The 25,027-nt window shown below is 39.5% G+C and carries 25 protein-coding genes and 1 pseudogene; 6 read left to right on the top strand and 20 right to left on the bottom strand.

Annotated features, from left to right (window positions below):
• Positions 1 to 89 precede the first annotated feature (89 nt).
• Positions 90 to 1,184 (bottom strand): magnesium/cobalt transporter CorA, encoded by a 1,095-nt coding sequence (corA, locus tag EJ994_RS04905; RefSeq protein WP_126591473.1) that lies wholly within the window; start codon positions 1,182 to 1,184, stop codon positions 90 to 92.
• Between the two features lie 87 nt (positions 1,185 to 1,271).
• A complete protein-coding gene (locus EJ994_RS04910) occupies positions 1,272 to 2,060 on the bottom strand; it encodes a tRNA pseudouridine synthase A (protein WP_126591474.1) in 789 nt (262 codons plus the stop codon).
• A gap of 119 nt (positions 2,061 to 2,179) precedes the next feature.
• On the opposite strand from EJ994_RS04910, the gene EJ994_RS04915 reads away from it, so the two are divergent.
• The 4 genes from EJ994_RS04915 (at position 2,180) to EJ994_RS04930 (ending at position 5,656) form a co-directional block, all read left to right on the top strand.
• Complete coding sequence (locus EJ994_RS04915) at positions 2,180 to 2,614, top strand: hypothetical protein (RefSeq protein WP_126591475.1); 435 nt, start codon at positions 2,180 to 2,182, stop codon at positions 2,612 to 2,614.
• Positions 2,615 to 2,804: 190 nt separating this feature from the next.
• Entirely contained in the window at positions 2,805 to 3,287 is a 483-nt protein-coding gene (locus tag EJ994_RS04920; protein WP_126591476.1) for a hypothetical protein, read from the top strand.
• A gap of 180 nt (positions 3,288 to 3,467) precedes the next feature.
• The gene (locus tag EJ994_RS04925; RefSeq protein ID WP_126591477.1) at positions 3,468 to 4,166 is read left to right on the top strand and encodes a response regulator transcription factor; all 699 of its coding nucleotides are present in this window, start codon (positions 3,468 to 3,470) and stop codon (positions 4,164 to 4,166) included.
• Entirely contained in the window at positions 4,163 to 5,656 is a 1,494-nt protein-coding gene (locus EJ994_RS04930; protein ID WP_126591478.1) for a sensor histidine kinase, read from the top strand. Before EJ994_RS04925 ends, EJ994_RS04930 begins: the two co-directional genes overlap by 4 nt.
• A 50-nt stretch (positions 5,657 to 5,706) precedes the next feature.
• Here EJ994_RS04930 and EJ994_RS04935 read toward each other — a convergent pair whose 3' ends face one another.
• On the bottom strand, positions 5,707 to 7,176 hold the full coding sequence (locus tag EJ994_RS04935) for an AAA family ATPase (RefSeq protein ID WP_126591479.1): 1,470 nt from the start codon (positions 7,174 to 7,176) through the stop codon (positions 5,707 to 5,709).
• Between the two features lie 83 nt (positions 7,177 to 7,259).
• A complete protein-coding gene (locus EJ994_RS04940) occupies positions 7,260 to 8,420 on the bottom strand; it encodes a vWA domain-containing protein (protein WP_126591480.1) in 1,161 nt (386 codons plus the stop codon).
• A 77-nt stretch (positions 8,421 to 8,497) separates the two neighbouring features.
• On the opposite strand from EJ994_RS04940, the gene EJ994_RS04945 reads away from it, so the two are divergent.
• Together EJ994_RS04945 and EJ994_RS04950 are read left to right on the top strand one after the other, a co-directional pair.
• Positions 8,498 to 9,304 (top strand): DUF1853 family protein, encoded by an 807-nt coding sequence (locus EJ994_RS04945; RefSeq protein WP_126591481.1) that lies wholly within the window; start codon positions 8,498 to 8,500, stop codon positions 9,302 to 9,304.
• Between the two features lie 73 nt (positions 9,305 to 9,377).
• Positions 9,378 to 10,589: a DUF418 domain-containing protein gene (locus tag EJ994_RS04950; RefSeq protein ID WP_126591482.1), complete on the top strand. Its 1,212-nt coding sequence runs from the start codon at positions 9,378 to 9,380 to the stop codon at positions 10,587 to 10,589.
• Positions 10,590 to 10,630: 41 nt separating this feature from the next.
• On the opposite strand, the pseudogene hisIE reads toward EJ994_RS04950, so the two are convergent.
• From hisIE to EJ994_RS05030, 16 genes and pseudogenes are all read right to left on the bottom strand, one after another.
• Positions 10,631 to 11,245 (bottom strand): annotated as a pseudogene (gene hisIE, locus EJ994_RS04955) (bifunctional phosphoribosyl-AMP cyclohydrolase/phosphoribosyl-ATP diphosphatase HisIE); the annotation flags it as partial.
• Positions 11,246 to 11,307: 62 nt separating this feature from the next.
• Positions 11,308 to 12,063, bottom strand: a complete 756-nt coding sequence (hisF, locus tag EJ994_RS04960) for an imidazole glycerol phosphate synthase subunit HisF (protein WP_126591484.1) — start codon at positions 12,061 to 12,063, stop codon at positions 11,308 to 11,310.
• Complete coding sequence (locus EJ994_RS04965; protein ID WP_126591485.1) at positions 12,063 to 12,584, bottom strand: DinB family protein; 522 nt, start codon at positions 12,582 to 12,584, stop codon at positions 12,063 to 12,065. The genes hisF and EJ994_RS04965 overlap by 1 nt, the downstream gene beginning before the upstream one ends.
• Positions 12,577 to 13,314, bottom strand: coding sequence for a 1-(5-phosphoribosyl)-5-[(5-phosphoribosylamino)methylideneamino]imidazole-4-carboxamide isomerase (gene hisA / locus EJ994_RS04970; protein ID WP_126591486.1), 738 nt, complete (start codon positions 13,312 to 13,314; stop codon positions 12,577 to 12,579). Before hisA ends, EJ994_RS04965 begins: the two co-directional genes overlap by 8 nt.
• Positions 13,315 to 13,318: 4 nt before the next feature.
• Positions 13,319 to 13,741, bottom strand: a complete 423-nt coding sequence (locus EJ994_RS04975; RefSeq protein WP_126591487.1) for a GNAT family N-acetyltransferase — start codon at positions 13,739 to 13,741, stop codon at positions 13,319 to 13,321.
• Entirely contained in the window at positions 13,741 to 14,322 is a 582-nt protein-coding gene (gene hisH, locus EJ994_RS04980; protein ID WP_126591488.1) for an imidazole glycerol phosphate synthase subunit HisH, read from the bottom strand. Before hisH ends, EJ994_RS04975 begins: the two co-directional genes overlap by 1 nt.
• Before the next feature lie 27 nt (positions 14,323 to 14,349).
• A complete protein-coding gene (hisB, locus tag EJ994_RS04985) occupies positions 14,350 to 15,522 on the bottom strand; it encodes a bifunctional histidinol-phosphatase/imidazoleglycerol-phosphate dehydratase HisB (protein ID WP_126591489.1) in 1,173 nt (390 codons plus the stop codon).
• Positions 15,519 to 16,562 (bottom strand): histidinol-phosphate transaminase, encoded by a 1,044-nt coding sequence (hisC, locus tag EJ994_RS04990; RefSeq protein ID WP_126591490.1) that lies wholly within the window; start codon positions 16,560 to 16,562, stop codon positions 15,519 to 15,521. The genes hisB and hisC overlap by 4 nt, the downstream gene beginning before the upstream one ends.
• Positions 16,559 to 17,842, bottom strand: a complete 1,284-nt coding sequence (hisD, locus tag EJ994_RS04995; protein ID WP_126591491.1) for a histidinol dehydrogenase — start codon at positions 17,840 to 17,842, stop codon at positions 16,559 to 16,561. Before hisD ends, hisC begins: the two co-directional genes overlap by 4 nt.
• Before the next feature lie 43 nt (positions 17,843 to 17,885).
• The gene (gene hisG, locus EJ994_RS05000; RefSeq protein WP_126591492.1) at positions 17,886 to 18,743 is read right to left on the bottom strand and encodes an ATP phosphoribosyltransferase; all 858 of its coding nucleotides are present in this window, start codon (positions 18,741 to 18,743) and stop codon (positions 17,886 to 17,888) included.
• 231 nt (positions 18,744 to 18,974) lie between these two features.
• Positions 18,975 to 19,790, bottom strand: coding sequence for a prohibitin family protein (locus tag EJ994_RS05005; protein ID WP_126591493.1), 816 nt, complete (start codon positions 19,788 to 19,790; stop codon positions 18,975 to 18,977).
• Positions 19,791 to 19,800: 10 nt separating this feature from the next.
• On the bottom strand, positions 19,801 to 21,828 hold the full coding sequence (locus EJ994_RS05010; RefSeq protein WP_126591494.1) for a vWA domain-containing protein: 2,028 nt from the start codon (positions 21,826 to 21,828) through the stop codon (positions 19,801 to 19,803).
• A gap of 135 nt (positions 21,829 to 21,963) precedes the next feature.
• Positions 21,964 to 22,278 (bottom strand): YbjQ family protein, encoded by a 315-nt coding sequence (locus EJ994_RS05015; RefSeq protein WP_126591495.1) that lies wholly within the window; start codon positions 22,276 to 22,278, stop codon positions 21,964 to 21,966.
• A gap of 19 nt (positions 22,279 to 22,297) precedes the next feature.
• Positions 22,298 to 23,047, bottom strand: coding sequence for a 3-oxoacyl-[acyl-carrier-protein] reductase (gene fabG, locus EJ994_RS05020; RefSeq protein ID WP_126591496.1), 750 nt, complete (start codon positions 23,045 to 23,047; stop codon positions 22,298 to 22,300).
• Between the two features lie 104 nt (positions 23,048 to 23,151).
• Positions 23,152 to 24,024 (bottom strand): succinate--CoA ligase subunit alpha, encoded by an 873-nt coding sequence (sucD, locus tag EJ994_RS05025; protein WP_099572256.1) that lies wholly within the window; start codon positions 24,022 to 24,024, stop codon positions 23,152 to 23,154.
• Between the two features lie 64 nt (positions 24,025 to 24,088).
• Positions 24,089 to 25,024: a UDP-3-O-(3-hydroxymyristoyl)glucosamine N-acyltransferase gene (locus EJ994_RS05030; protein WP_126591497.1), complete on the bottom strand. Its 936-nt coding sequence runs from the start codon at positions 25,022 to 25,024 to the stop codon at positions 24,089 to 24,091.
• Positions 25,025 to 25,027 lie beyond the last annotated feature (3 nt).

Below are 25,027 nucleotides of genomic sequence, written 5' to 3' on the forward strand. Positions count from 1 at the left end.
CCAACACTATTAATATAAGGGTATATGGAAAAATGTCAAGTGATTTAACGGTGTTTAACAGAAGTTGGTAAGAATTAACATAAGGAATGTTAAAGCCAGTCTTTTTTCTTAAAATAGATTAACATTCCTAAGAAGAGTACGATCATGAGGCCCCAAACGTAATAGTAGCCGTTTTCCCAATGAAGTTCAGGTATGTGGTCAAAATTCATTCCGTACACCCCGGCAATAAACGTTAAGGGTATAAATATGGATGCCATAATGGTCAGCACTTTCATGACCTCGTTCATTTTATTACTCATGTTGCTCATATACATTTCCATAAGACTCATACTCATTTCACGATAGATCTGTAGGCTCTCGTTTATTTCTAAGGTGTGGTCCAAAGCATCCCTTAAGAACAGTTTGGTATCTTGGTGTATGAGCGGATGTTCCGATTCAATAAGACGGTTGATAAGTTCCTTGACCGGGAATATCCACCGTCTTACTTTTAGGACTTCTTTCTTTAGCTGTTGTATATTTTGGGCTACTACAGGTTTAGGATTGGTATACACCTCGTCCTCGAGCACTTCTATCCTGTGGTTGATCTGTTCCAATACCAAAAAGTAATTATCTATGATGGCATCCAACATGGCAAAAAACAGGTAATCCGCGCCCCTGGTCCTTATTCTTCCCAATTTGGACTGTATCCTGTTCCGTACCCCATCAAAAACATCTTCCTCAACTTCCTGAAAAACCAGTACGGTCTTTTCCATTAGTACCATAGCGATGTGTTCCCCTACGATTTCATCTTGTTGATTGAGGTATAACATTCGAAACACACCGAAAATATAATCTTCATACTCATCAATCTTAGGTCTTTGGTCCGTATTAATCGCATCTTCTAGAAGTAACGGATTTAGATTGAATCGTTTCCCCAATTCCTCAATAAATGCCTCATCCGTAATCCCTACAACGTTTATCCAAGAGGTGTCCGGAGATTCTTTTAGGTTCACGATGGTCTTAAGATCTAACGGGTCGGACATTTTAAAGGAATCCGCATTGTATTCCATAACGTGTACTATGCTTTCCCCCTTCTCTTTGGTACCCAAATAACTTACCGTGCCCGGTGCTTTCCCCATCTTCCCTTGTACTCGGGAGACTTTCTTTTTTCTTTTAGGAAGACTTAATTTTCTTTTTTGGGCCATGACACTAATTTTACCTAAAGATACTAAAAGCGGCTATGTCACCATAAGAAAATGCTCGGGGTAAGTCTCTGGGTATTTTTAATTGGATCATTGCGTAAAATCCAAGCCGTTCAGAAAGAGTCCGGAGCCTGGGGCAACAAAATTAAGTTGTCCGTCGTAACCCGTTTTAAGAGAAGCTTCTATGGTTGCGATGTCATACGCTCCCTTGCCTAATTGTATTAGCGCACCCATCATCATACGTACTTGATAGCGCATAAATCCTTCACCACGAACGCTAAGGGCATAACTTTGCTTTGGAAAAAAAGTGGCATCAAAATAGGTGTTGTTGGTAATTTCACAGGAATCAATATGCCGTATGACTTTTGCGTTGGGCTGTAATCTTGCGGTATAGGCAGAAAAATCATGTTCTCCTTCAAATAGCTTGGCTGCCTTGATCATGAGGTCTACATCCAATTCCTCTATAATATTGGCTATAAAAGGAGCGCAGAACGGATGGTTCTTTGTTCCAAAAGAAAACAAATAAATGTACTCTTTGCTTTTACTATCCTGAATAATATTGAACTCCTTATCGGTAGCCGTAATCGAGGTTATTTTAATATCCGGAGGTAAATTACGGTTAAAAAGTTGTATGAATTCGTTTAAATCCGGTAGTGGTTCTTCTGCAATGAATAGTTCAAATGCCGCGTCTAACGAAGACACCTTCGCATCTGTTCTTCCCGCACCAAGAATTTTATAATTAGCCTCTGGAAGTATAAATTTTAGCGTTTTTTGAAGCATGCCCTCAATGGTGCGCTGCCCGGGTTGCTTTTGCCAACCACTGAATCTAAACCCTAAATAGGCCAATCGTACGATATAGTAATAACGTTTTTGTTTCATGATAATTTAAAGATACTACCTCGTTCATTGAAAGCGGTTAAGGCAACAATCAATAGTACAGCTATGACTAGTTTCTTTTTTGTAAATTAACCCAACTATTTAACCTAAACCAAAATATTATGACAAATTCAATGAACAAGCCACCCATGTGGTTTTGGATTGTAAGTGCACTTGCACTTCTTTGGAACTTGGCCGGTGTCATGGCCTACCTAGGACAAGCCTATATGAGCATTGAGACCTTAGAGCAAATGAGTCAGGCAGAGCGTCTGCTCTACGAATCGCAACCCGCTTGGGTAACTGGTGCATTTGCCGTTGCGGTATGGGGCGGTGCCTTAGGCTGTATTGCGCTTTTGTTAAAAAAGAAATGGGCAAAACCCGTATTTATCATTTCCCTGATAGGGATTTTAGCACAAATGTCCCATTCCTTCTTTATGAGTAACAATTTTGAAGTATATGGTCCAGGTGCCATGATCATGCCCATAATGGTGTTAATTATTGGTATAGCGCTGGTGCTATTGGCCAATACCGCTATCAAAAAAGGATGGTTGTCCTAAACTAGGAACAGTATAAAGTAGCATAGGGTTGGGTCACCAGCCCTATTTTTTTTCAATAGATAATTGATTGTCAATCATTCATAAACTATTTTCAATAGTATCCGTAGTTCATCGATTTTATTGAAATAAAAGTAATACTCCTAACGTTTTAGCTATAGATTACGGTTCCCAGACCCCGAAACCTACTTAAATGAATACTACTAAAGTAACCATTACTTGGAAGCTTGCTCTTGTCTTGTCTATAAGTATCCTTTTGTTATTGGATTTCTCTAACTTCTATGGACTATACAGCAATAGGTTTTATGTCTTTAAAGTTGATAATTATATTATTCCCATATTATCGCTAATACATTTTAGCTATCTCTATCAATTTTGGCACAAAGTAAAGGAGAACCTCTTCGGAAGCCCTAAAATGCGAAATCTAGAATATTCGTTATACATTCTTCTGTTGGTTTATTGTTTTAAATTCTTTGATACCCTTTTTATCATACTCTCCTATTTTGACTATGAAAATTCATTGTTCCCGAAAACCTTTTTTCCTGTGGGACTTTCAATTCTTGTCCTATATGCATCCCTTATCGTACTCACTTTGCTGATCTTTGGTTACAGAAAAGAATTGATAGGAACTTACCTCTTCGATGATATGAACCAACACGTAGATCATTGGAACTAAATGTGATTATCCGGTCATTATAATTCTAGGACGCTTTTCAATTAAAAACACCTGTTTTTGTAAGGAATACATTAGAAGCTTGACTTTTAGTTTGTTGCCTCTAGTCATGGCAATACACCAACACCTATTACGCTGTGACATTTGTGTGATACTTTTTGTTTTGCTTTGTAAAGTTCCATTATGAAAGAAATACTCATTATAGAAGATGATCCGGAAATTATAAAACTTTTGGATATACATCTAAGCGATTTAAACTACAAGACCAAAAAGGCTACTGATGGTGCCGAGGGTTTGTTATTGGCTTTGAACACCGATTTTGATTTAATTATTCTAGACCTGACCTTGCCTACGTTGGATGGTGTAGAAATTTGCAAAAAACTAAGAGCGGAAAAGGATACCCCTGTTATCATGCTAACCGCCAAATCAGAGGAAATCGATAGGGTCTTGGGGCTGGAAATCGGAGCTGATGATTACATTACCAAACCCTTTAGTATTAGAGAATTACTAGCCAGAATAAAAGCCGTAATGCGCCGTACGAACGCTACTGTTGACAAAGCGACCGATTCTTCGGTTATCGCATCAGAAGGGCTTTTCATTGATATAGATAAGCGTAAAGTATTGCTAGAAGACAAAAGGATAGACCTTTCCCCGAAGGAGTTTGAACTCTTGGTCTTAATGGCCTCTAACCCCGGCCGAAATTATACCCGAACAGAGTTACTGAATATGATATGGGGGTATAATTTTGAAGGTTATGAGCATACCGTAAACTCTCACATCAACAGACTACGGGCCAAGATAGAATCGGACATGGCCAATCCTACCTATATATTGACCACCTGGGGAGTGGGCTACAAATTCAACGAAGATATTAGCGCATGAGTACCACTGAAAAAACATTGACACCGAAGTTGGTGAAGAAATTATGGGTAGCCTTTATACTGCTTGTATTGTTAATGGGTTCCTCCTATATATTTATTACGGGATATCTCACCAACAAACACAATCAGGCCATAACACAACGTGTCAATGCAAATGTAGCCGAGCATGTAATTCAGGAAAAATTTCAGGATGCCTCTCCTTTTTTAGCGGATGGTAGCGTTAACAAAGCACTTTTTGGAGATTTAATGCACGATATGATGGCCGTAAATCGCAGTATTGAAGTGTATTTATTAAATAAAGCTGGGGAAATTCAATATTCCGTGGTTTTGGAACATAATGAAAATGAGCCTGCAAAACATGTATCCTTAGCACCTATAAACGAATTTATTAGAAATGATGGGGCTACCTTTGTTTTGGGTGATGACCCTTTGAATCCTGAAGAGCAAAAAATATTCTCCGCAGCACCCTTTAATGTAGATGGTAAGGAAGGTTTTATTTACATTATCCTTGCAGGAAAAGAGTTTCAGCTCATAAGCGATAATCTTCTTGGGCAATATTTCACCAAACTTGGTGTAGGTGCAACCCTGCTCACCATGCTTTTTGCAGCATTAATCGGTATACTAAGCATTTGGTTCTTGACCAAAAATCTCCGCTTGATCACGCAAACGGTCAGAAAATTTCAAGAGGGGGATTTAGACATACGAATACCGAACCCGGAAGCATCGGACATTGAGGTCTTTGCCCATTCCTTTAATGAAATGGCGGATACCATAGTAGATAACATGGATAAGATGAAATCCGTAGACACCCTTAGAAGGGAACTCATTGCTAATGTATCCCATGATTTACGAACACCTTTGGCCATTTTAAAAGGCTATGTGGAAACTTTGCAAATAAAGCGGGATTCTTTGAGCGAGGAACAAAAACAAGAGTATTTACGGATTACCCACGATAATATTGACAAACTGTCTAACCTTATCAATCAATTGTTCGATTATTCCAAATTGGAAGCGGAGCAAGTAACCCCCATCAAGGAGCCTTTCTCAATTACCGAACTCTCACACGACCTCATTGCCAAATTCAAGGTTTTGGCGGCACAAAAATCCATTACACTAAACCTGGATAATCCAGAAGCTAATTGTATGGTTTTTGCGGATGTAAGCTTGGTAGAGCGAGCCCTACAGAATCTTATTGAAAACGCAATAAAGTATACCGAAAAGGGCGGAAAAGTAACGCTAAGTCTACTTAAAAAAGGAAAGAATATTGAAATAAATATCACCGATACCGGCACGGGAATTCCGGTGAACGAACAGCCATTTATCTTTGACCGCTATAAGCAAGTGGACAAGAGTGCCAAGAAACAAGGGTATGGGCTAGGTTTGGCCATAGTTAAAAAAATTATGGATTTGCACGACACGACCATCACCGTATTGAGCAAACCAAAGGAAGGAAGTTCTTTTATTTTCAACTTGCCTGCATATCAGCTATAGTGGGAAATAATTGCTATGAAGAAAGCCTTCCAATTTGGAAGGCTTTTGAATTATAGTCCGCGTATAAAACTACCGTATAAATCTTTGAATTGATACCCATCTTCAAAGCGCTGTTTACTTAATTTTTTAAACGAAACCAATCCCCACAGTGCCAATTCCTTCAGAAAATACACATCTTCCTTGGGAAAATCCGGTTGATGGGTCTTTAAAAGCTGGTTCAGTTCTGGAATACCGTCCAACGAGCGTTTGTATTCCTCGTCCGTAAAATCATCTAACAATTCAAAGCCTTCACCTTGAAAGAACCAGTGTAACAATTCGTCATACGGTGTTTCGGCATCTTTACGTTCCAGTTTATTTATTTCAGGGAAATATTTGGGAAACAGGGATTTTACCGCGTCATCGATTAAAATCGCCGCTACGCCATCGGCCCCCTCCTGCTCTCCTTCATAGACCAGCTCAATCTTACCCGTAATGGCGGGGATTACCCCTAGAAAATCACTTAAACGTACCATGGTACTGTCCGCTCCCGTTAAGAGAGCTCTACGTTCCGCCGTACTCAGCAAGTTTTCGAACGCTGTAATACTTGTACGGGCACTGACCCCACTTTTAGCATCTACATATTCACTGTTCCTGGCTTCAAAACTTATCTGTTCCAATAAATCCTTGGCGATGTCCGGTACATAGACTGCATTAGACTGTCTATCGTCCAGATGCGCTTCTTGAGAGGTAATTTTTCTGGCCGTTTCTATATCATCTGGATAATGGGTCAAGATTTGAGAGCCTATCCTATCCTTTAAAGGCGTAACGATACTTCCCCTATTGGTATAATCCTCGGGATTTGCCGTAAACACAAATTGAATATCCAAAGGTAGGCGTAGCTTAAAACCCCTTATCTGGATATCGCCTTCTTCCAATATATTAAAGAGCGATACTTGTATACGTGCCTGTAAATCAGGTAACTCGTTGATCACAAAAATACAGCGATTTGCCCTCGGAATCATTCCAAAATGAATGACACGGTCATCCGCATAGGAAAGTTTTAGGTTCGCCGCTTTAATAGGGTCCACATCGCCAATTAAATCTGCAACGGTAACATCTGGCGTGGCCAATTTTTCAGAAAAGCGTTGCTCTCGGTGCAACCAGGCTATAGGTGTCTTATTTCCTTTCTCCTTTATGAGTTCCATAGCGAAGCGCGACATAGGGCTTAAGGGGTCGTCATTTATTTCAGAACCTTCTACTACCGGCACCCACTCGTCCAGCAGATTCACAATTAATCTGGCCAAACGTGTTTTAGCTTGACCTCTAAGCCCTAATAGGTTAATGTTATGCCTTGATAAAATAGCGCGTTCCAATTCAGGAATTACGGAGTTTTCATAACCCCATACTCCCGTGAAGGTTTCTTCCCCTGATTTTATGCGTTCTCTAAGATTATCCCGTAATTCGTCCTTAATGGACTTTGTTTTATAACCGGATTTTTTAAGCGCTCCTAGTGTAGTAATTTCTTTATAATTCAAATTCATAGTTATTTTCAATCTTTTTCTTTTTCAATTGGAATACCTCCCTACGTAACTTACAGTCATATCATCTTATAGAGGAGTCATCATTATCGTAGCTTTTTACGCCTATTGGATTCGTAATCCTCAAATATCATTTCACCCAGACCTTTAAGACCGGTAAAAAATGCTTTTCCCTTGTTAGCCTCCGTGAACTCCCTGATAAACTTCATCAAATAAGGGTCCTGCGCAATCATAAAGGTAGTGATTGGGACATGCATTTTCCGTGCCTGCCGTGCCATATTATAGCACTTTTCCACAATGTAATCGTCCAGGCCAACACTGTTCTTATAATAGGTGCCATCTGGCATACGCAAGCAGCTAGGCTTGCCGTCGGTTATCATAAAAATTTGTTTGTTGGTATTTCGTTTACGTCGTAACATATCCATGGCCAGCTGTAGGCCGGCTACCGTATTGGTATGGTAAGGCCCAACCTTTAAATAAGGCAATTCCTTTATGGATATGGGCCAGGCATCGTTTCCGAAGACCAAAATGTCCAAAGTATCCTTGGGATATCTCGTGGTAATTAATTCGGAAAGCGCCATAGCTACCTTTTTCGCAGGAGTTATACGGTCTTCACCATAAAGAATCATACTATGACTAATGTCTATCATCAGTATGGTACTCATCTGTGCTTTGTACTGGGTGTCTTCCACCACTAAATCTTCTTCACTTAACTGAAAGCTGCCGATACCATGATTTACCTGTGCATTCTTAAGACTTTCCGTCATGGAAATATGTTCCAGACCATCTCCATAGCGGTACTCCCTAAAATCGCCCGTATGTTCATCACCCTGACCGGATTTTCCCGTCTTATGGTTCCCTGAACCGCTACGCTTCAGTTTTCCGAATATTTGGTCCAAAGCGCGCTGTCTTATAATACGTTCCATTTTAGCAGTTATGGAAATGGCTCCATTACCGGGTCCTTTTCCTTCTTCACCATCTTCGCCCATTTCACCGCCACCGTCCTCAAATTCTTCTCGGATGTAACCTTTGGCCTTCAATTCCTCTATAAAATCTTCAATGGTGTAATCGTCATCGGTGAGTTCGTATTCCTTATCCAATTCGCGTAACCAATCTATGGCCTCATCAAAATCTCCAGAAGTATGGGTAATGAGTTCCTGAAAAATTTCAAAAAGCTTATCAAAAGTGCTTTGTTCAGGTGCTTCATAGGGAACGAAACGGAATCCTTTTCTTATATTCATAGGCATAGTATAAAAATAATACATTTCCCATTAGCCCTCGTTTATTTTAAGAAAACTTAAAGGTTTGTAGTAACTTCGATTTCATGTTGCTTCAACAATGTATCGGATTTATAAATACCCCACCTTTATGGGTCAATGAGCAATTTGGGCTCCAACAATTTGCATTTCCAGAACTGCAGTTAAAGCATTTTCAGCCAGAACCTATTCCAGAAAGGATTCGATTAGGGCATCAAATGGAATATCTCTGTAAACAACTGCTAGCATATGATACGCAATACGATGTGGTCTTGCACAACCTCCCCGTAAGGGCGGGCAAACAAACTATAGGAGAGATAGATTTTATACTAAGGGAACAGGCTACACATGCTTTGGTACATGTAGAACTCACCTATAAATTCTACATCATCGATACCAATATTACAGCACCTGTTCATCAACTGATGGGACCTAATCGTCGCGACATGTTTTTTACCAAGATGGAAAAAATCAAGAAAGAACAGATTCCCTTGTTGCGTTCGGCTCCGGCAGTTTCAGCATTGGAACAAATGGGATTATCTACAGAACAGATTGACCATCAAGTTTGCTACAAAGCACAATTGTTTTACCCCTATGGCATTAATAAGGTACACATTAGACCGCTGAACAAGGATTGTCTTGTTGGATTCTGGTTGAAATTTGAGGACTTTAAGCGGAAAGAATTTAGTTCTTACAGTTATTATATTCCTTTTAAATCACAATGGGTAGTAGCGACCCATGAAAACGTCAGCTGGTCTTCGCATTTTGAAATACTTATGGATATTAATCTGCGTATGATACAAGAAAGGGCGCCTATGGTATGGATGCGAAAAGCTAATGGCCTTTATGAAAAATTATTCGTGGTCTGGTGGTAGTCCCGAAAAATAATGATTATCTTAACGGATAGTATTGTTATTCAATCACTTACATCAATCAAAATCAAACCCTATGTCATCATCAAAATCCGCTCGAATAGAAATCATTGATTCCCTAAGAGGTCTTGCCCTCGCGGGAATTCTAATCTGTCATATGACGGAGAATTATATAGGCTCCATGTCGCCCCAAAGCTTTAACGACGCAGTTCATGTTGGGATGATAGATAATATTATTGATGGTTTAATCTTCTTTTTTCTCCGAGGAAAGTTTATCGCCTTGTTCTCTTTTTTATTTGGACTGAGCTTCTTTATTCAGATGGATAATGGCGCAAAAAAAGGGAAACCCTTCGGAGGCCGATTTCTATGGCGTCTGATTATTTTATTGGCAATTGGATATGTTCACAGCCTTTTCTATAGAGGAGATATTTTAACCATTTATGCTTTTCTTGGCCTTTTCCTAATCCCTTTTTATAGAATTAAATCGAAATGGCTACTCGCAATTTCCGCAATTTTGTTTTTAGGCATTGCTAGGTATATCGTTTACTTTTTTATTGGAACGGATAGTATTTGGGGAGGTAGTCCAGAAATGGATAACAATGCGGCATGGGTCGTTGATTATTATAACGTATTGAAAGAAGGAAGTCTTTGGGATGTTTTCAAAGCTAATGGCTTACAAGGCCATTTGGATAAGGCCGATTATCAGTTCAGTATTTTTGGAAGGGGATACTTTACCTTCGCCTTTTTCCTTATAGGGTTGTTCATAGGACGGCAAGAATACTTTAAAAATTACAGGAACCACAAAAAATTACTAAAGAATACCGTGATTTGGTCTTCCGTAATCCTCGTCGTTTCCTTGGGACTTGTTGCTGCGGCATTCTCTCAAGTAGGCCCAGATGGCGGTCTGGATAGTTGGTTTGCAATGGTAGGCTTATCCGCTGTAGATATTGGTAATATGGCGATGACCTTTCTTTGGATCGCTATTTTCGTAATACTTTATAAGAAGACCAAACCGGAAAGGTGGTTGTCCAAATTAGCACCCTATGGCAGAATGGCATTGACCAATTACGTATTGCAAAGTATTATAGGCTCCCTATTACTTTATGGCTGGGGATTTGGTCTCATTGGAGAATTACGCCAACTATATACTTTTTTAATTGCATTAGTATTCATTGCGATTCAAGTATGGCTAAGTAAAATATGGTTATCGTATTATAATTATGGTCCGCTAGAATGGCTTTGGCGTAGCCTAACCTTCTTTAAAATCTTTCCTTTTAAAAAACCGTGAATATTTAAAGACCTTATTATAGCGGATGCGTAGAGCTTTTGCTATTTCTTACGCTTCATTAGTTCCTTTTCAATATCTCTTAAGGTATAACCTTTGGCCTGCAATAATATGAGATAATGAAACAACAAGTCTGCACTTTCATAAAGGAAAAGGTCATCATTAGTATCCATAGCCTCTATGACCGTTTCTACAGCCTCTTCACCAACTTTTTGGGCTATTTTGTTGATTCCTTTCTGAAATAGGGAAGCCACATAGGATTTTTCACCATCGGCAGCAGTACGACGCTGTTGAATGGTATCCTCAAGCTCGGAGAAGAATCCAAATTGGGATTCGTTTTTCTCGTTCCAGCAGGTATCACTTCCCGTATGGCAAACAGGTCCAACGGGATTCACCTGTATTAAAAGGGTGTCTTTATCGCAATCATTGGTAATGTCCATGATATGAAGAAAATTACCGCTCTCCTCCCCCTTTGTCCATAAACGTTGTTTAGACCTACTGAAAAAAGTAACCCTGCCGGATTCTTGCGTTTTCGCTAATGCCTCTTCGTTCATATACCCCAACATTAATACACTTTTGGTTCGTGCATCTTGGATGATTGCTGGGACTAATCCGTCTGAGTTCTTATTGAAATCTACTTTCATAATCATGGTTGTTTGTTGTTCGTTTTTTGTTGATGGTGCTCTTTAGAAAAGACTATAAATCAAAAAAGAGCCAAGTTCTATAGTCTTACTGGAATTCCTTTTTCCTGTAATTCTTCTTTTAAATCTTTAATCTTTATTTCCTTAAAGTGAAATACACTGGCTGCCAAGGCAGCATCTGCCTTACCATCAACAAAGGTATCGGTAAAATGCTGCATATTTCCCGCTCCTCCAGAAGCAATTATGGGAATTTTAAGGCTTGTGGATAATTTTGCCAGTGCTTCGTTGGCAAATCCGTCTTTAGTGCCGTCATTATCCATAGAGGTGAATAGAATTTCACCTGCCCCTCTTTCTTCCACTTCTTTTGCCCAATCGAACAAGTTTAGTTCCGTAGGTACTTTACCACCTACTAAATGCACTATCCAATTACCGTTAATCTGTTTCGCATCAATAGCCACAACAATACATTGAGATCCAAATTTGGCTACTAGATCGTTTATTAACTGCGGATTTTTGACGGCAGATGAATTGATGCTCACCTTATCCGCTCCATTCTGTAATAAGATATCCACATCTGCCACAGAAGAAATACCTCCTCCTACTGTAAAAGGAATATTTATTCTTTCACCAACCTTATATACTAACTCTGCCAAGGTTTTTCGTTTCTGTTCCGTAGCGGAAATATCTAAAAAAACTAGCTCGTCTGCGCCTTCCTCACTATAAATGGCTGCTAGCTCTACCGGGTCACCAGCATCACGCAAATCAACGAAATTAACGCCTTTTACTGTTCTTCCATCCTTAATATCCAGACATGTTATAATTCTCTTCGCTAGCATTATGAATCTTTGTTTTTAATATTTAAATCCATACCGTCATAAAACCCTAGGTCAATGTTTTTCAACTGTTTTACCCAAAATGCAATTTGTCCCGTATGGTACGAATAATGTTCCACTGCATGCAGCACAATACCAACTCCGGAAAAGGTAAATCCTTGAACTTGCCTCTTTTTCAAAAATTGTTCGGTATCGGTATCGTAAATGATGCGTTTGGCCATGTCCACGGTTTCTTCAAGCTTTTGTAGCAGCTCCTTTTTTGTTAATCCTCCAACAGTAGTGAATTCTGCATCTCGTTTTCTTTTATCCTCGGTTTCCCCTAATGAGGAAATAATATATTGTGATATATTTCCGCATAAATGCAGCAATAAATTAGCGATACTGTTTAAGGAAGCATTAGGTTTGGACCATAATTCTTCATCGCTTACTTTTTCCAGACTTCTTTTAATCATACGCGTACTCTCATCCATACGATAAAGCGCATTGTTCACCAATTCCTGGACTAATTGTTCTTCTTTATCCACGACTTATAATATATGTTTCCAATTGTTTAAGACTGATTCTGTTCTCATATATTGCCTTTCCGATAATGGTACCTTCACAACCTAATTCTGCCAATTTGGGTAATTCGTCAAAGGTAGATATACCACCGGAAGCAATTAACTTTAACGGTCGCTCTTTAGACGTACTACTCAAAATCTTTTGATACAAATCAAACGATGGGCCTTCCAGCATTCCATCTTTACTAATATCCGTACAAATAACATACTGAATACCTTTGGACTGATACTGTTCGATAAACGGTATGAGTTCCTCTTTAGATTCTTCCTGCCATCCAGAAACGGCCACTTTTTCGTCCATAGCGTCTGCGCCTAAAATGATTTTATCGGAACCATGTTTGGCAATCCAACCCAAAAATACTTCCGCATTCTTCACCGCAATACTTCCACCCGTAACCTGGATAGCTCCGCTTTCAAAGGCGATACGCAAGTCTTCATCAGTCTTTAAACCTCCTCCAAAATCTATTTGTAAACTTGTCTTTGAGGCTATTTGCTCTAAAATACTATGGTTAACTATATGTTTGGATTTTGCGCCGTCCAAATCTACCAAGTGTAAATATTGAATACCGTGGGCTTCAAAACGCTTGGCCACTTCCAACGGGTTTTCATTGTATATTTTCTTGGTATCATAATCCCCTTTAGAAAGGCGAACACATTTACCATCTATGATATCTATGGCAGGTATTATTCTCATTCTATTAGTCTAATTTTTGTTTGTCAATACTCATCCATAGTGGAGAATTACCAATCTTTTTAAAGTTATACCGTTCGTATAGACCATGGGCATCTTTAGTTTTCAACGCTATTGTTTTGAGTCCTTTTATAACGCTGTCCTGCAATACATGTTCAATAAGACTTTTTCCATATCCCTTTCCTTGGAATCGTTCAAATATGACCACATCCATAAGGTAACCGAAATAGATATAATCGGTAACTACTCTTGCAAAACCGATTTGTTCATTATCCAGGCTATATATTCCAAAACAATAGGAGTTTTTGACAGTTTTTTCTACATCTGAAATTGTTCTTCCATCACCCCAATATTCATCCGCTATAAAGCTTTTTATTGCTTTTATATTCAGTAAGTTCTTATCATTTGAAATAAAAAAATCTTTACCCATCACATTTCTAAAAAATTAGCCAATATCTCTTGACCAACTGCACTACTTTTCTCTGGGTGGAATTGGGTCCCGTAAAAATTATCTTTTTGCAAAGCAGCACTATAAGGAATACCATAATTACATGAAGCAATAGTGGCATTACAAACCGGTGCATAAAAACTATGGACTAAATAAATATGCTCTTGGTTTTGGATTCCTTTAAACAAATCTGATTCTAAACCTGTAATTTGGTTCCACCCAATCTGCGGAACTTTTACATCATTGGTAAACTTGACCACATCTACATCAAAAATACCTAAGCCTTTAGTGTTTCCTTCTTCCGAAGACTTACACATAAGCTGCATTCCCAAACAGATGCCCAATACAGGCTGTTTTAAGGTGGGAATAATGGTATCCAATCCGCTATCACGGAGTTTCTTCATAGCACTACTGGCCTCACCTACTCCAGGAAAGATGACCTTATCCGCATTTCGTATCTCTTGGATATCACTGCTCAGAATTGCTTCAAAACCTAATCGTTTTATAGCAAATTTGATGCTTTGAATATTACCAGCGCCATAATTTATAATAACAATTTTCATTCTATACTATTAAATCTCCGATCGTTTCTACAATAGCCCTTTTGTACTCGGCAACACCATTTTCTCCACATCGCGCTTAACGGACATTTTTATAGCCTTGGCGAAAGCTTTAAAGATAGCCTCAATCTTATGATGCTCATTTGTTCCTTCGGCCTTTACATTTAAATTGGCTTTGGCACCGTCCGTGAATGATTTAAAGAAATGGTGAAACATTTCAGTGGGCATGTCCCCTACCATTTCCCTCTTAAAATCTGCATCCCAGACCAACCAGTTACGCCCTCCGAAGTCTATTGCTACCTGAGCAAGGCAATCGTCCATGGGTAAGCAAAATCCATAGCGCTCAATACCCAATTTATTTCCCAAAGCCTTAGCAAAAACTTCCCCTAAAGCTATACCGGTATCCTCAATGGTATGATGCTCGTCTACCTCTAAATCTCCATTTACTTTGATGGTAAGGTCCATTTGTCCGTGACGCGCCAACTGATCAAGCATATGGTCAAAAAAAGCAAGTCCGGTCTTAATATCACTTTTACCGGTACCATCTAAATTTAGTGCAATACAAATATCCGTCTCGTTGGTCTTTCTTGTGATATCCGCCGTACGTGCTTTAAGTTTTAAAAACTCATATATTTTTTCCCAATCATTGGTTTCTAGGGCGATAGTAGCATCAAGCTCCTCTCGTTTTACCGTAATTTCACCCGTGCCTAGATTGGTGTCATCATTGATAAAAATACCCTTGGCCCCAAGGTTTTTGGCTAGCTCTATATCTGTTAACCGATCACCTATGACAAAGGAATTTCCGAGGTCGTAGCTTTCAGAAAAATATTCCGTTAATAGTCCAGTACCAGGTTTTCTTGTGTTTGCGTTCTCATGAGGAAAAGTTCTATCTAAAAAAACCTTATCGAAGACGACTTCCTCGTTTTCGAATGATTTTATAATGAAATTATGCACAGGCCAAAATGTGTGTTCCGGAAATACATCCGTTCCTAAACCATCTTGGTTGGTAATCATTACCAACTCATAATCTAGTTCTTTGGCTATTTTCCCCAAATAGGTAAAGGCTTTAGGATAAAAAACCATTTTGTCAAAAGCGTCTATTTGCTCGTCAACGGTCTCCTTAATGATGGTTCCATCACGATCAATGAAAAGAACGCGACGGCCTCCTCCTTTGCCCACGGGGGAGCTTTTATCTTCAATCATACTATTGATTTTAAAGCTTTAATTAATGTTTTATTCTCGTCTGGCGTTCCCACGGTAAACCTGAGGGTATTCTCGCATAAGGGTTGTGTGGTACGATTACGAACTACAATTCCTTTTTCTAATAGTTGTTGGTACCGGATGGAAGCGTCATCCACCTTGGCCAAAATAAAGTTCGCATCTGAAGGGTAAACCTTAGTAACAAAGGATACGCCTGCTAATGCATCTTTAAGTAGTTGGCGTTCTTTAAGAATGGCAGTAATTTCTTTTTGTACTACTTTCTCGTTAGATACACGCTCCTTAGCCCTTTGTTGCGTTAGTTCGTTTACGTTATAAGGCGGTTTAATCTTGTTTAAAACCCCGATTACCTCTTCTGAAGCAATACAGATACCTAGCCTAATTCCTGCCATACCGTAGGCCTTGGACAAGGTCTGTGTCACCACCAAATTAGGGTATTCCGACAATTTAGTGACCCAACTTCGTTCTGAAGAAAAATCAATATACGCTTCATCTATCACCACCAATCCTCCAAAGGTATTTAAGAGTTCTTCTATTTTGTGAGCAGTAATCGTATTGCCAGTAGGGTTATTAGGTGAGCAAATAAAAACAAGCTTTGAATTCTTGTCTACTGTATTTAAAATAGCTTCTACATTAGGCTGAAAATCCGCCTCTAATAAAATAGACCTGTTTGCTACGTTGTTAATACCACAAAGTACACCGTACATACCGTATGTAGGTGGTAAGGTGATTACATTATCTTCTCCAGGCTCACAAAAAGCTCTAAATAACAAGTCCAATACTTCATCGCTACCATTACCTAAAAGAATATTGTTTTCCCCAATACCCCTTTGTGCTGCCAAAAGCGCTTTTAAACTTCGTTGTTTTGGGTCCGGGTACCGATTTACACCATTATCGAAGGGATTCTCATTGGCGTCTAAAAACACCATTCGAGAACCATCGGATACATATTCATCACGTGCAGAGGAATAGGGACTTAAGCCCTTTACATTCTCACGTATTATTTTATCTAGATCAAAACTCATTTTAAACTATTCAAACGAAGTGTAACCGCATTTTTGTGTGCTTGTAATCCTTCTGCCTCGGCCATCAATTCAATAGCACTGCCTATATTCTGGATGCCTTCCCGTGAAATCTTTTGAAACGTCATATTCTTCATAAAACTGTCCAAATTAACACCGCTATACTGTTTGGCATAGCCATTTGTAGGTAGCGTATGATTGGTGCCTGACGCGTAATCCCCTGCACTTTCCGGGGTGTAATTCCCTATGAACACGGAGCCCGCATTTAAAGTGTTTTCTACATAGAAATCCTCGTTAGAGACACAGACAATGTAATGTTCAGGTCCGTACTCATTTATTAAATCAATAGCTGTTTGGTCATCTTCAACAAGAATAAGCTTGCTATTGGCAATGGCTTTTTGAGCAATCTCTTTTCTGGGTAAGTCTTCTAACTGCAGGGCAACTTCATCCGCAACAGCATCTATCATATTCTTAGAGGTAGATACTAGGATTACCTGACTGTCCACACCATGTTCTGCCTGACTCAACAAATCTGAAGCAACAAAGGCTGCGTTGGCCGAATCATCTGCTACTACCAACAGTTCACTTGGGCCAGCGGGCATATCGATTGCCACACCAAATTTGGTAGCAATCTGCTTAGCGACCGTGACGTACTGATTACCTGGTCCGAATATTTTATAGACCTGCGGAATTGTCTCTGTACCAAAGGTCATCCCGGCAATAGCCTGTATGCCGCCAACTTTTACAATTTTAGTTACACCACAAAGTGATGCGGTATACAATATGGCAGGGTCCAATTTTCCTTCGCTATTGGGCGGAGAACAGAGTACAACCTCCTTACAACCGGCAATGGCCGCTGGTATAGCTAGCATAAGGATTGTAGAAAATAAAGGAGCGGTACCTCCCGGAATATATAGGCCTACTTTTTGAATAGCCCGTTTTTCTTGCCAGCATAGCACGCCATCCGTGGTCTCTACTTCTATTCTATCGGTCTTCTGTGCTTTGTGAAAGACCTCAATATTTGATTTTGCCAAATCGATAGCTGCCTTTAAATCATCAGCAACCAATCCTTCTGCTTCCTTCAGTTCTGCTTCGGATACCAAAATTGAATTTAATTTCACCTTGTCAAACTCCTCTGTATACCTTAAAACAGCACTATCACCTTCTTCTCTTACCGCTGAAAACACGCTGTTCACAGTATCCTCAATAGCGGCCACGGTTTGTGTAGGTCGCCTTAAAACGTCCTTCCAGTCTGCTATTTTGGGGTTATATATTTTATTCATAATTACTTGTTTGCTCCACCTCTTTGGGGAGGTTAGGAGAGGTTTATAAAACCATCTTCTCGATTGGACAAACCAAAATTCCTTCAGCACCGGCTTGTTTTAGCTCATCTATTACTTCCCAGAAAGTGTCCTTATTAATTACGGTGTGTACCGAACTCCATCCCTCTTCTGCCAAGGGAAGCACGGTAGGACTTCGCATGCCGGGCAACAGGGCCAAGATGCTCTGCAGCTTGTCATTAGGCGCATTTAATAGTACATACTTAGACTGCCGAGCTTTTAACACAGCCTGAATACGAAACTGCAGTTTACCGAGTAGTGCTTTACGTTCTTCGGATATGGTTGGTGAAACGGCTAATACCGCTTCACTTTTAAGCATTACCTCCACCTCTTTTAAATTGTTCTTGAACAAGGTGCTTCCACTTGAAACAATATCACAAATGCCATCTGCCAATCCAATATTGGGTGCAATTTCTACAGAACCACTAATAATATGCAAGTCCACATTTACTCCTTTCTCCGCTAGATAATTTTTCACGGTGTTAGGATAGGATGTGGCGATTCGTTTCCCTTCAAAGTCCTTTACAGAATTATACTTAAAGGATTTGGGTACGGCAAGGGATACCTTGCACTTTGAGAAGCCGAGTTTTTCAGCAATACTGATATCCGTACCTTTTTCTATTAATACGTTCTCACCAATAATAGCGATATCAACCACCCCATCCCTAAGGTACTGAGGAATATCTCCGTTACGTAGGTAAAACACTTCCATAGGAAAGTTTCTACTGGAAGCCTTTAATTGGTCCTTTCCGTTATCAATGGATATTCCACAGTCTTTCAGTATTTGAAGGGAATCTTGATTTAACCTTCCTGATTTCTGAATAGCAATTCTAATTTTTGTCATTGATGTTTATTAATGTTGAGTAACCAGAACAGGTTAAAAAACAAAACCCGCTTGATTGCTCAAACGGGTTTTTAAATATGTTGTACTACTACAATACATTCCTACCTCGCCTAAGCGTGTGTATGAATATGATGATGTGTAGTTCTATTTTTCATTACGCTGTAAAAGTAAAATCTATTTTTGACTTCACAAAACAAAAGTTAAAAATGAAACAAAATGTTTTACAGTTTTTTAATTATTTCCCAAAATCAAAGGAAGACCAGAATCACCGCTCCCCACAACAATAACCTTGGCATTTGGAGATTCCGATAATTTCAAAGTAGCGTCGATACCTTTATCCTGTAAAATCTTGTCGGTGAGGGATGCGCTTAGAATTCTGTTCGCATCGGCCTTACCTTGAGCCTCAATGGTCACTTTCTCCGCCTCCTTCTTGGCCGTAACCAATCTAAACTCATATTCAAGGGATTCTTGCTCCTGTTTTAATTTACGTTCAATCGCATCTTTAATGGTTGGCGGTAAGGTTACATCACGCACCAAAATTTCATTTAATTGAATATACTCACCTTCAACGATTTTTTTTGTCTCGTCAAAAATTTCTTGTTGTATGGCATCACGCTTGCTTGAATAAAGTTGCTCCGGAGTATACCTACCAACGACAGAACGGGCTGCAGATCTAATCGTGGGTAATAGTACTCTTTGAATGTAGGCCTCGCCCTTCTCCTGATGCAATTTGCCTAAATCGCTGCGTATTGGTTCAAACCAAGCCGAAGCCTCTAATTTTATATCCAAACCATTACTTGAAAGTACGTTCATTTTTTCCAATACTTCTTGCTGCCGTACTTCATAGACATACACCTTATTCCATGGCGCTACAATATGAAAACCTTCTCCCAGAGGCGGCTCATCCGTAACAACCCCTCCACCAAAGGTTTTATAGAGTACTCCCGCTTCACCGGAACCAATGGTGACAGCCGACTTAGAAATCAGTATTACTAATGCAATGACTATAAATATTGCCGGTAAGGCAATCTTTGGTAATTTATCCATCTTCTTTATTTTAGATTAATCCATTATATTTTCTTATCAACCACTCCATCGCAAAGGCAAGGATGATGAGGCCTAATAGTATTTTAAAATCTATCAAAGATACGACATTTTCAGTGCTTTTTTGTGTGGGCACATAGTCGCCAGAAGAAATAAATTCCGACAGTAAATTTTCGTAATTTGAAGCGTAATAGTGTGCTCCATCTGTGTTTTCTGCAAGAAGTTTCATTTTATCATCATTACTGGAAACAAATTGTTTCTCAATATCAAAATTGGAAATAACAAAGGTACCCGACTCTGAGATGTTCTCGTCCTTAGCATTAACCGTAAATCTGTAATTACCTGCCACAAGATTGGTTAGGTCGGCTTCAAAATATCCATTTCTTAAAACCATTGGGCTTGTACGGCTCTTGTTAGTACTTTCATTAATTACTGTAATCGTTAATTGAGCGTTCGGATTAAAACGATACGCTTCGTCAAAAAAAGTTGCTGTTATATAAGCGGCACTATTTCCTTCATATCGGCTGTTATAGTCTAGATTAAGCCTATCCTTGGTTTTATTACTGTAGAGGTATCGGAAAAGGTTACCAACAAAAGCATCAAAATTTGTAAAATCTCCGTAATTTCTAAATGACTGCAAGCGCCACTTCCAGATACCCTCGCCAGCTAACACTGCCATTTTTCTATCGCCCGTCTCAAAAAGAGAGAAAAGAGGGGTGTTCATATCCAGGCCTTTAATTTTTGTTCCCAACAATGTTTCATAAGGTACATTAAAGTTCAAAGGGCCGGCGTCGCTATTAAGTGGTGGAAAATTCTCAAGGTCAAAGTTGGTGATGTCATATTTGGAGAAACCTTTATTCAGAACCCCAAAAACCTCCTGATTGGGATACCCACCTTCAATTTCAAAGTTATTCTGTGCCGAGTTCAAATAGTTATAATCGGTATTTGTACCTGTCACAATTAACAGGTTAGCCTTTTTCTTTTCTGCAAATTGAAAAATATTGTTGAAGGCGGCATTGGGTTGATAAAGGATGAATAAATCAATATCCTCTACATCGGTGTTTACTGCGGAAGGTCGAATAATCTGAACATTACGTTGTTCATTCGTTTCTATAGCTTTTTTTAACGCACCTAAATCCGGATGTAAAATCTCGGAAACTAGGCCAATTTTTGTTTTCTCATCAATGACCTCGATGATAGTTTCCCTTTTATTATTCGCAGTATTCCTTTCTGATGGTAATTGGGATATGTTTACCTTAATTTCCTTTTTACCTACGCTACCCGCTTTAATCAGCGTTTTAATATTTTTCGAATTGGATTTTTTTGAAAACCGGAGTCTTTCCGAATGGACAATTTTATCGTCCATTGTAATCGTTACAGTGGCTACCGCCTCCCCCCTTCCTTGATAGGAAACGAAAGTTTCTACGGGAAACTGATTGTCCAAAAATGCATAAGCATTGGTGTTGATGGACCCTACGCTTAAATCCTCGTAGTTAGTTGTGTCGCCTACGGTAACAGGATATATACTAAGATTCTCATTAGTTTTATAAAAGGAATAGTCCTCTCCAATGGTCTGATTTCCATCCGATATTAAGAGTACGGCCGTCTCTTTTCTGGCGTAAACTTGGGACAACACCTCTAACGACTTTGTAATGTTCGTTTGCTTCTCTTCAAAAGTAAGGCTATCCAACGCCCCTATATCGGCTCCAAAGCCGTAGGAATTTACTTTAAAACGATACGCTAATTCTTGAGAATCATCAATAGTAGTTCGTATTTGTTGAATTGTACTATCATACGCCGCAACCGAAGTAGAATTGTCCACTAAAATTACGAGATTGGGTTGCTCAACAGTATAGATTGTACTAGAAAACTTAGGGTTTATCAAAAGAAGAAGTATACCAAATACTCCTAAGAACCTTAAAAATGATAGTAAAAGTGTTGTTTTATCTCTTTTTTTTACCCTAAAATAATATTGAAGCAGTACTAGGAGCAAAGAAACTACCGCAGCGAAAAGTATGACTAAAACGGTCTTTGTTTCCATATATTAATTATCCCTTTGCTCAAATTCCTCATTTCTCTTGTCTTCTATGCGTTTGACGATGAGATAAATCAGGATTACAAATAATCCCCCATAAAAAAGCAGAACAAGGAGTCCAGGAAATATATCCATGACTAACTATTTTAATTTTACCGCAGTGCCATAGGCGAGCATTTCCGCTGCTCCTTGCATCACCTGAGAAGTATTGAACCTTACATTCACGACCGCATCCGCCCCTACCCTTTGTGCATCGTCTAGCATTCGCTTTATGGCCTGTTCCCGAGCTTGGGCCAATAATTGGGTGTATTCTGATATTTCACCACCTACAAGATTTTTTAGTCCGGCAAAGACATCCCTTCCAATATTTCTGGCTCTAACAGTACTGCCTCTTACGATACCTAGGGATTCGGATATCTCTTTTCCGGCAATATGATCCGTAGTTACATAAATCATGAATAAAAGTTTTTAGGAATTAAGTAAGCATTCCGCCATCTACGTTCAAAACCTGACCTGTAACATAAGCAGATAAATCCGAAGCAAAGAATAAACATGCATTGGCGATATCCACTGTAGACCCACCTCGTTTTAAAGGAATACCATCTCTCCAGCCCTGTACGGTTTTCTCGTCTAACTTATCGGTCATTTCGGTTTCAATGAATCCAGGCGCTATAGCGTTACAACGAATATTACGTGATCCTAGCTCTAGCGCCACAGATTTTGTAAAACCTATCATTCCTGCTTTTGATGCGGCGTAGTTGGTCTGTCCCGCATTACCTTTTACACCTACAACACTACTCATATTTATAATGGAGCCGCTGCGCTGTTTCAATAAGGTTCTCTGAACGGCCTTGGTCATATTAAAGACCGATTTCAGGTTGATATCTATGACCGTGTCAAAATCGGCTTCTGACATTCGCATTAAAAGGTTGTCCTTGGTAATACCGGCATTATTGATAAGGACATCGATAACACCGTCAAAATCTTTCAATACCTCGTTTACAAGTGCGTCCGCCTCACTAAAACTAGCAGCATTACTTTTATATGCTTTTGCTTTAACGCCTTTAGCTATCAATTCCTTTTCCAATTCTTTTGCCGGGGCTTCACTTGAACTATAGGTAAAGGCCACATTTGCTCCGTGTTCCGCAAAAACTTTGGCTATGCCCATACCAATTCCACGACTAGCTCCCGTGATGATTACGTTTTTTCCTTCTAACAGTTTCATAAATTATCTATTTGTTAGGTACTTTATCAAATATAAGTTTTGTTGCCCTATGGATGAAAAAAAATCCCGTCGAAAACGGGATCTTGATAAGTTTTAACGTCTTACTAAGACATTACCTCTTTTACTTTTATGCCAATTTCCGCAGGTGAATCCACCACATGGATACCATGCTCCCGCATAATTTTTTTCTTAGCTTGTGCCGTATCATCACTACCTCCAACTATTGCTCCGGCGTGCCCCATGGTTCTACCGGCAGGCGCTGTCTCGCCAGCAATGAAACCAACAACCGGCTTTTTACTTCCGCTGGCCTTGTACCATTTAGCGGCATCCGCTTCTAACTGACCCCCTATCTCCCCAATCATCACAACACATTCCGTTTCAGGGTCATTAATCAATAATTCAACGGCCTCTTTCGTAGTCGTTCCGATAATCGGGTCACCACCAATTCCAATAGCTGTAGTAATTCCTAAACCTTGGCGCACGACTTGGTCCGCTGCTTCATAGGTTAAGGTTCCTGACTTAGATACAATACCGACGTTACCTTTCTTAAATACGAATCCTGGCATGATACCAACTTTTGCTTCTCCCGGAGTAATAACACCTGGACAATTAGGACCAACTAATCGACAGTCTTTATCTTTAATATAGTTGGATGCCATAACCATATCCGCTACGGGAATACCCTCGGTAATGGTGATAATAACTTTGATGCCAGCGTTCGCAGCTTCCATAATGGCGTCGGCGGCAAAGGCGGGTGGCACAAAAATAATTGTTGTGTCCGCTCCAACATGTTCAACAGCTTCTGCGACAGTGTTAAAAACAGGTTTTCCCAAGTGCTCTTGCCCACCTTTTCCCGGAGTTACACCACCTACGATATTAGTACCGTATTCAATCATTTGCTCGGCATGGAATGTGCCTTCACTCCCCGTAAAGCCTTGTACAATTATCTTGGAATCCTTATTAACTAAAACGCTCATACTATTGTTGATTTTTATTTTTACAAAAATATATGTTTGATAATGAATACTAAAGTATTCTCCTTTATTTGTTTTCGAACTTTTTTATCAAATCGGGAATCTTCTTGACGTAGGCCAATTGTTTCAGTTTTTCTCTTGATTCCTCTATAGGTGTTCCGAAATAGCTCTTTCCCCCTTCTACAGATTTCGTAACACCTGTTTGACCCATAATAACGGCCTTAGTGCCAATCGTAATGCCACTATTTGTTCCAACTTGACCCCAAAGGGTGACTTCGTCTTCAATAATTACACAGCCGGCAATTCCTGTCTGCGAAGCAATAAGACACTTTTTTCCTATGACCGTATCGTGACCTACATGTACTTGGTTGTCTATTTTTGTACCCTCACCTATTCTGGTGTCACCCGTTACGCCTCTATCTAGAGTACATAGCGCGCCAAGGTCTACGTTATCTTCCAGCACCACCCTACCGCCAGACCTTAATTTGTCAAATCCTTCAGGTCGATTCTTATAATAAAAAGCGTCTGCACCCAGTACCGTTCCTGAGTGGATGGTTACCCCGTTCCCGATAATACAGTTATCATAAATACTTACATTGGCATGGATGATACAATTATCACCGATCTGCACATTGTTGCCGATAAACACATTAGGTTGTACAATGGTATTTACCCCAATTTTTGAGGTGTTGGAAATAGCCCGTTCCGAAGGAACAAAGGGTTTAAAATAAAGCGTTAGCTTGTTAAAATCCCTAAAAGGGTCGTCGGAAATTAACAGCGCCTTTCCCTTGGGACAGTCTACTTTTTTATTAATTAAGACAATGGTGGCTTTAGAAGAAAGTGCCTTATCATAGTATTTGGGATGGTCTACAAAAACAATATCACCATGCGTTACGACATGGATTTCATTCATCCCCGTTACCGGAAAATCGGCATCACCGACATAGTCCGAATTTATAATTTCAGCAATTTGTTGTAGCGTAAAGGTCGTAGGGAATTTCAAGGA

Source organism: Maribacter sp. MJ134, assembly GCF_003970695.1.
Taxonomy (GTDB): Bacteria; Bacteroidota; Bacteroidia; order Flavobacteriales; family Flavobacteriaceae; genus Maribacter.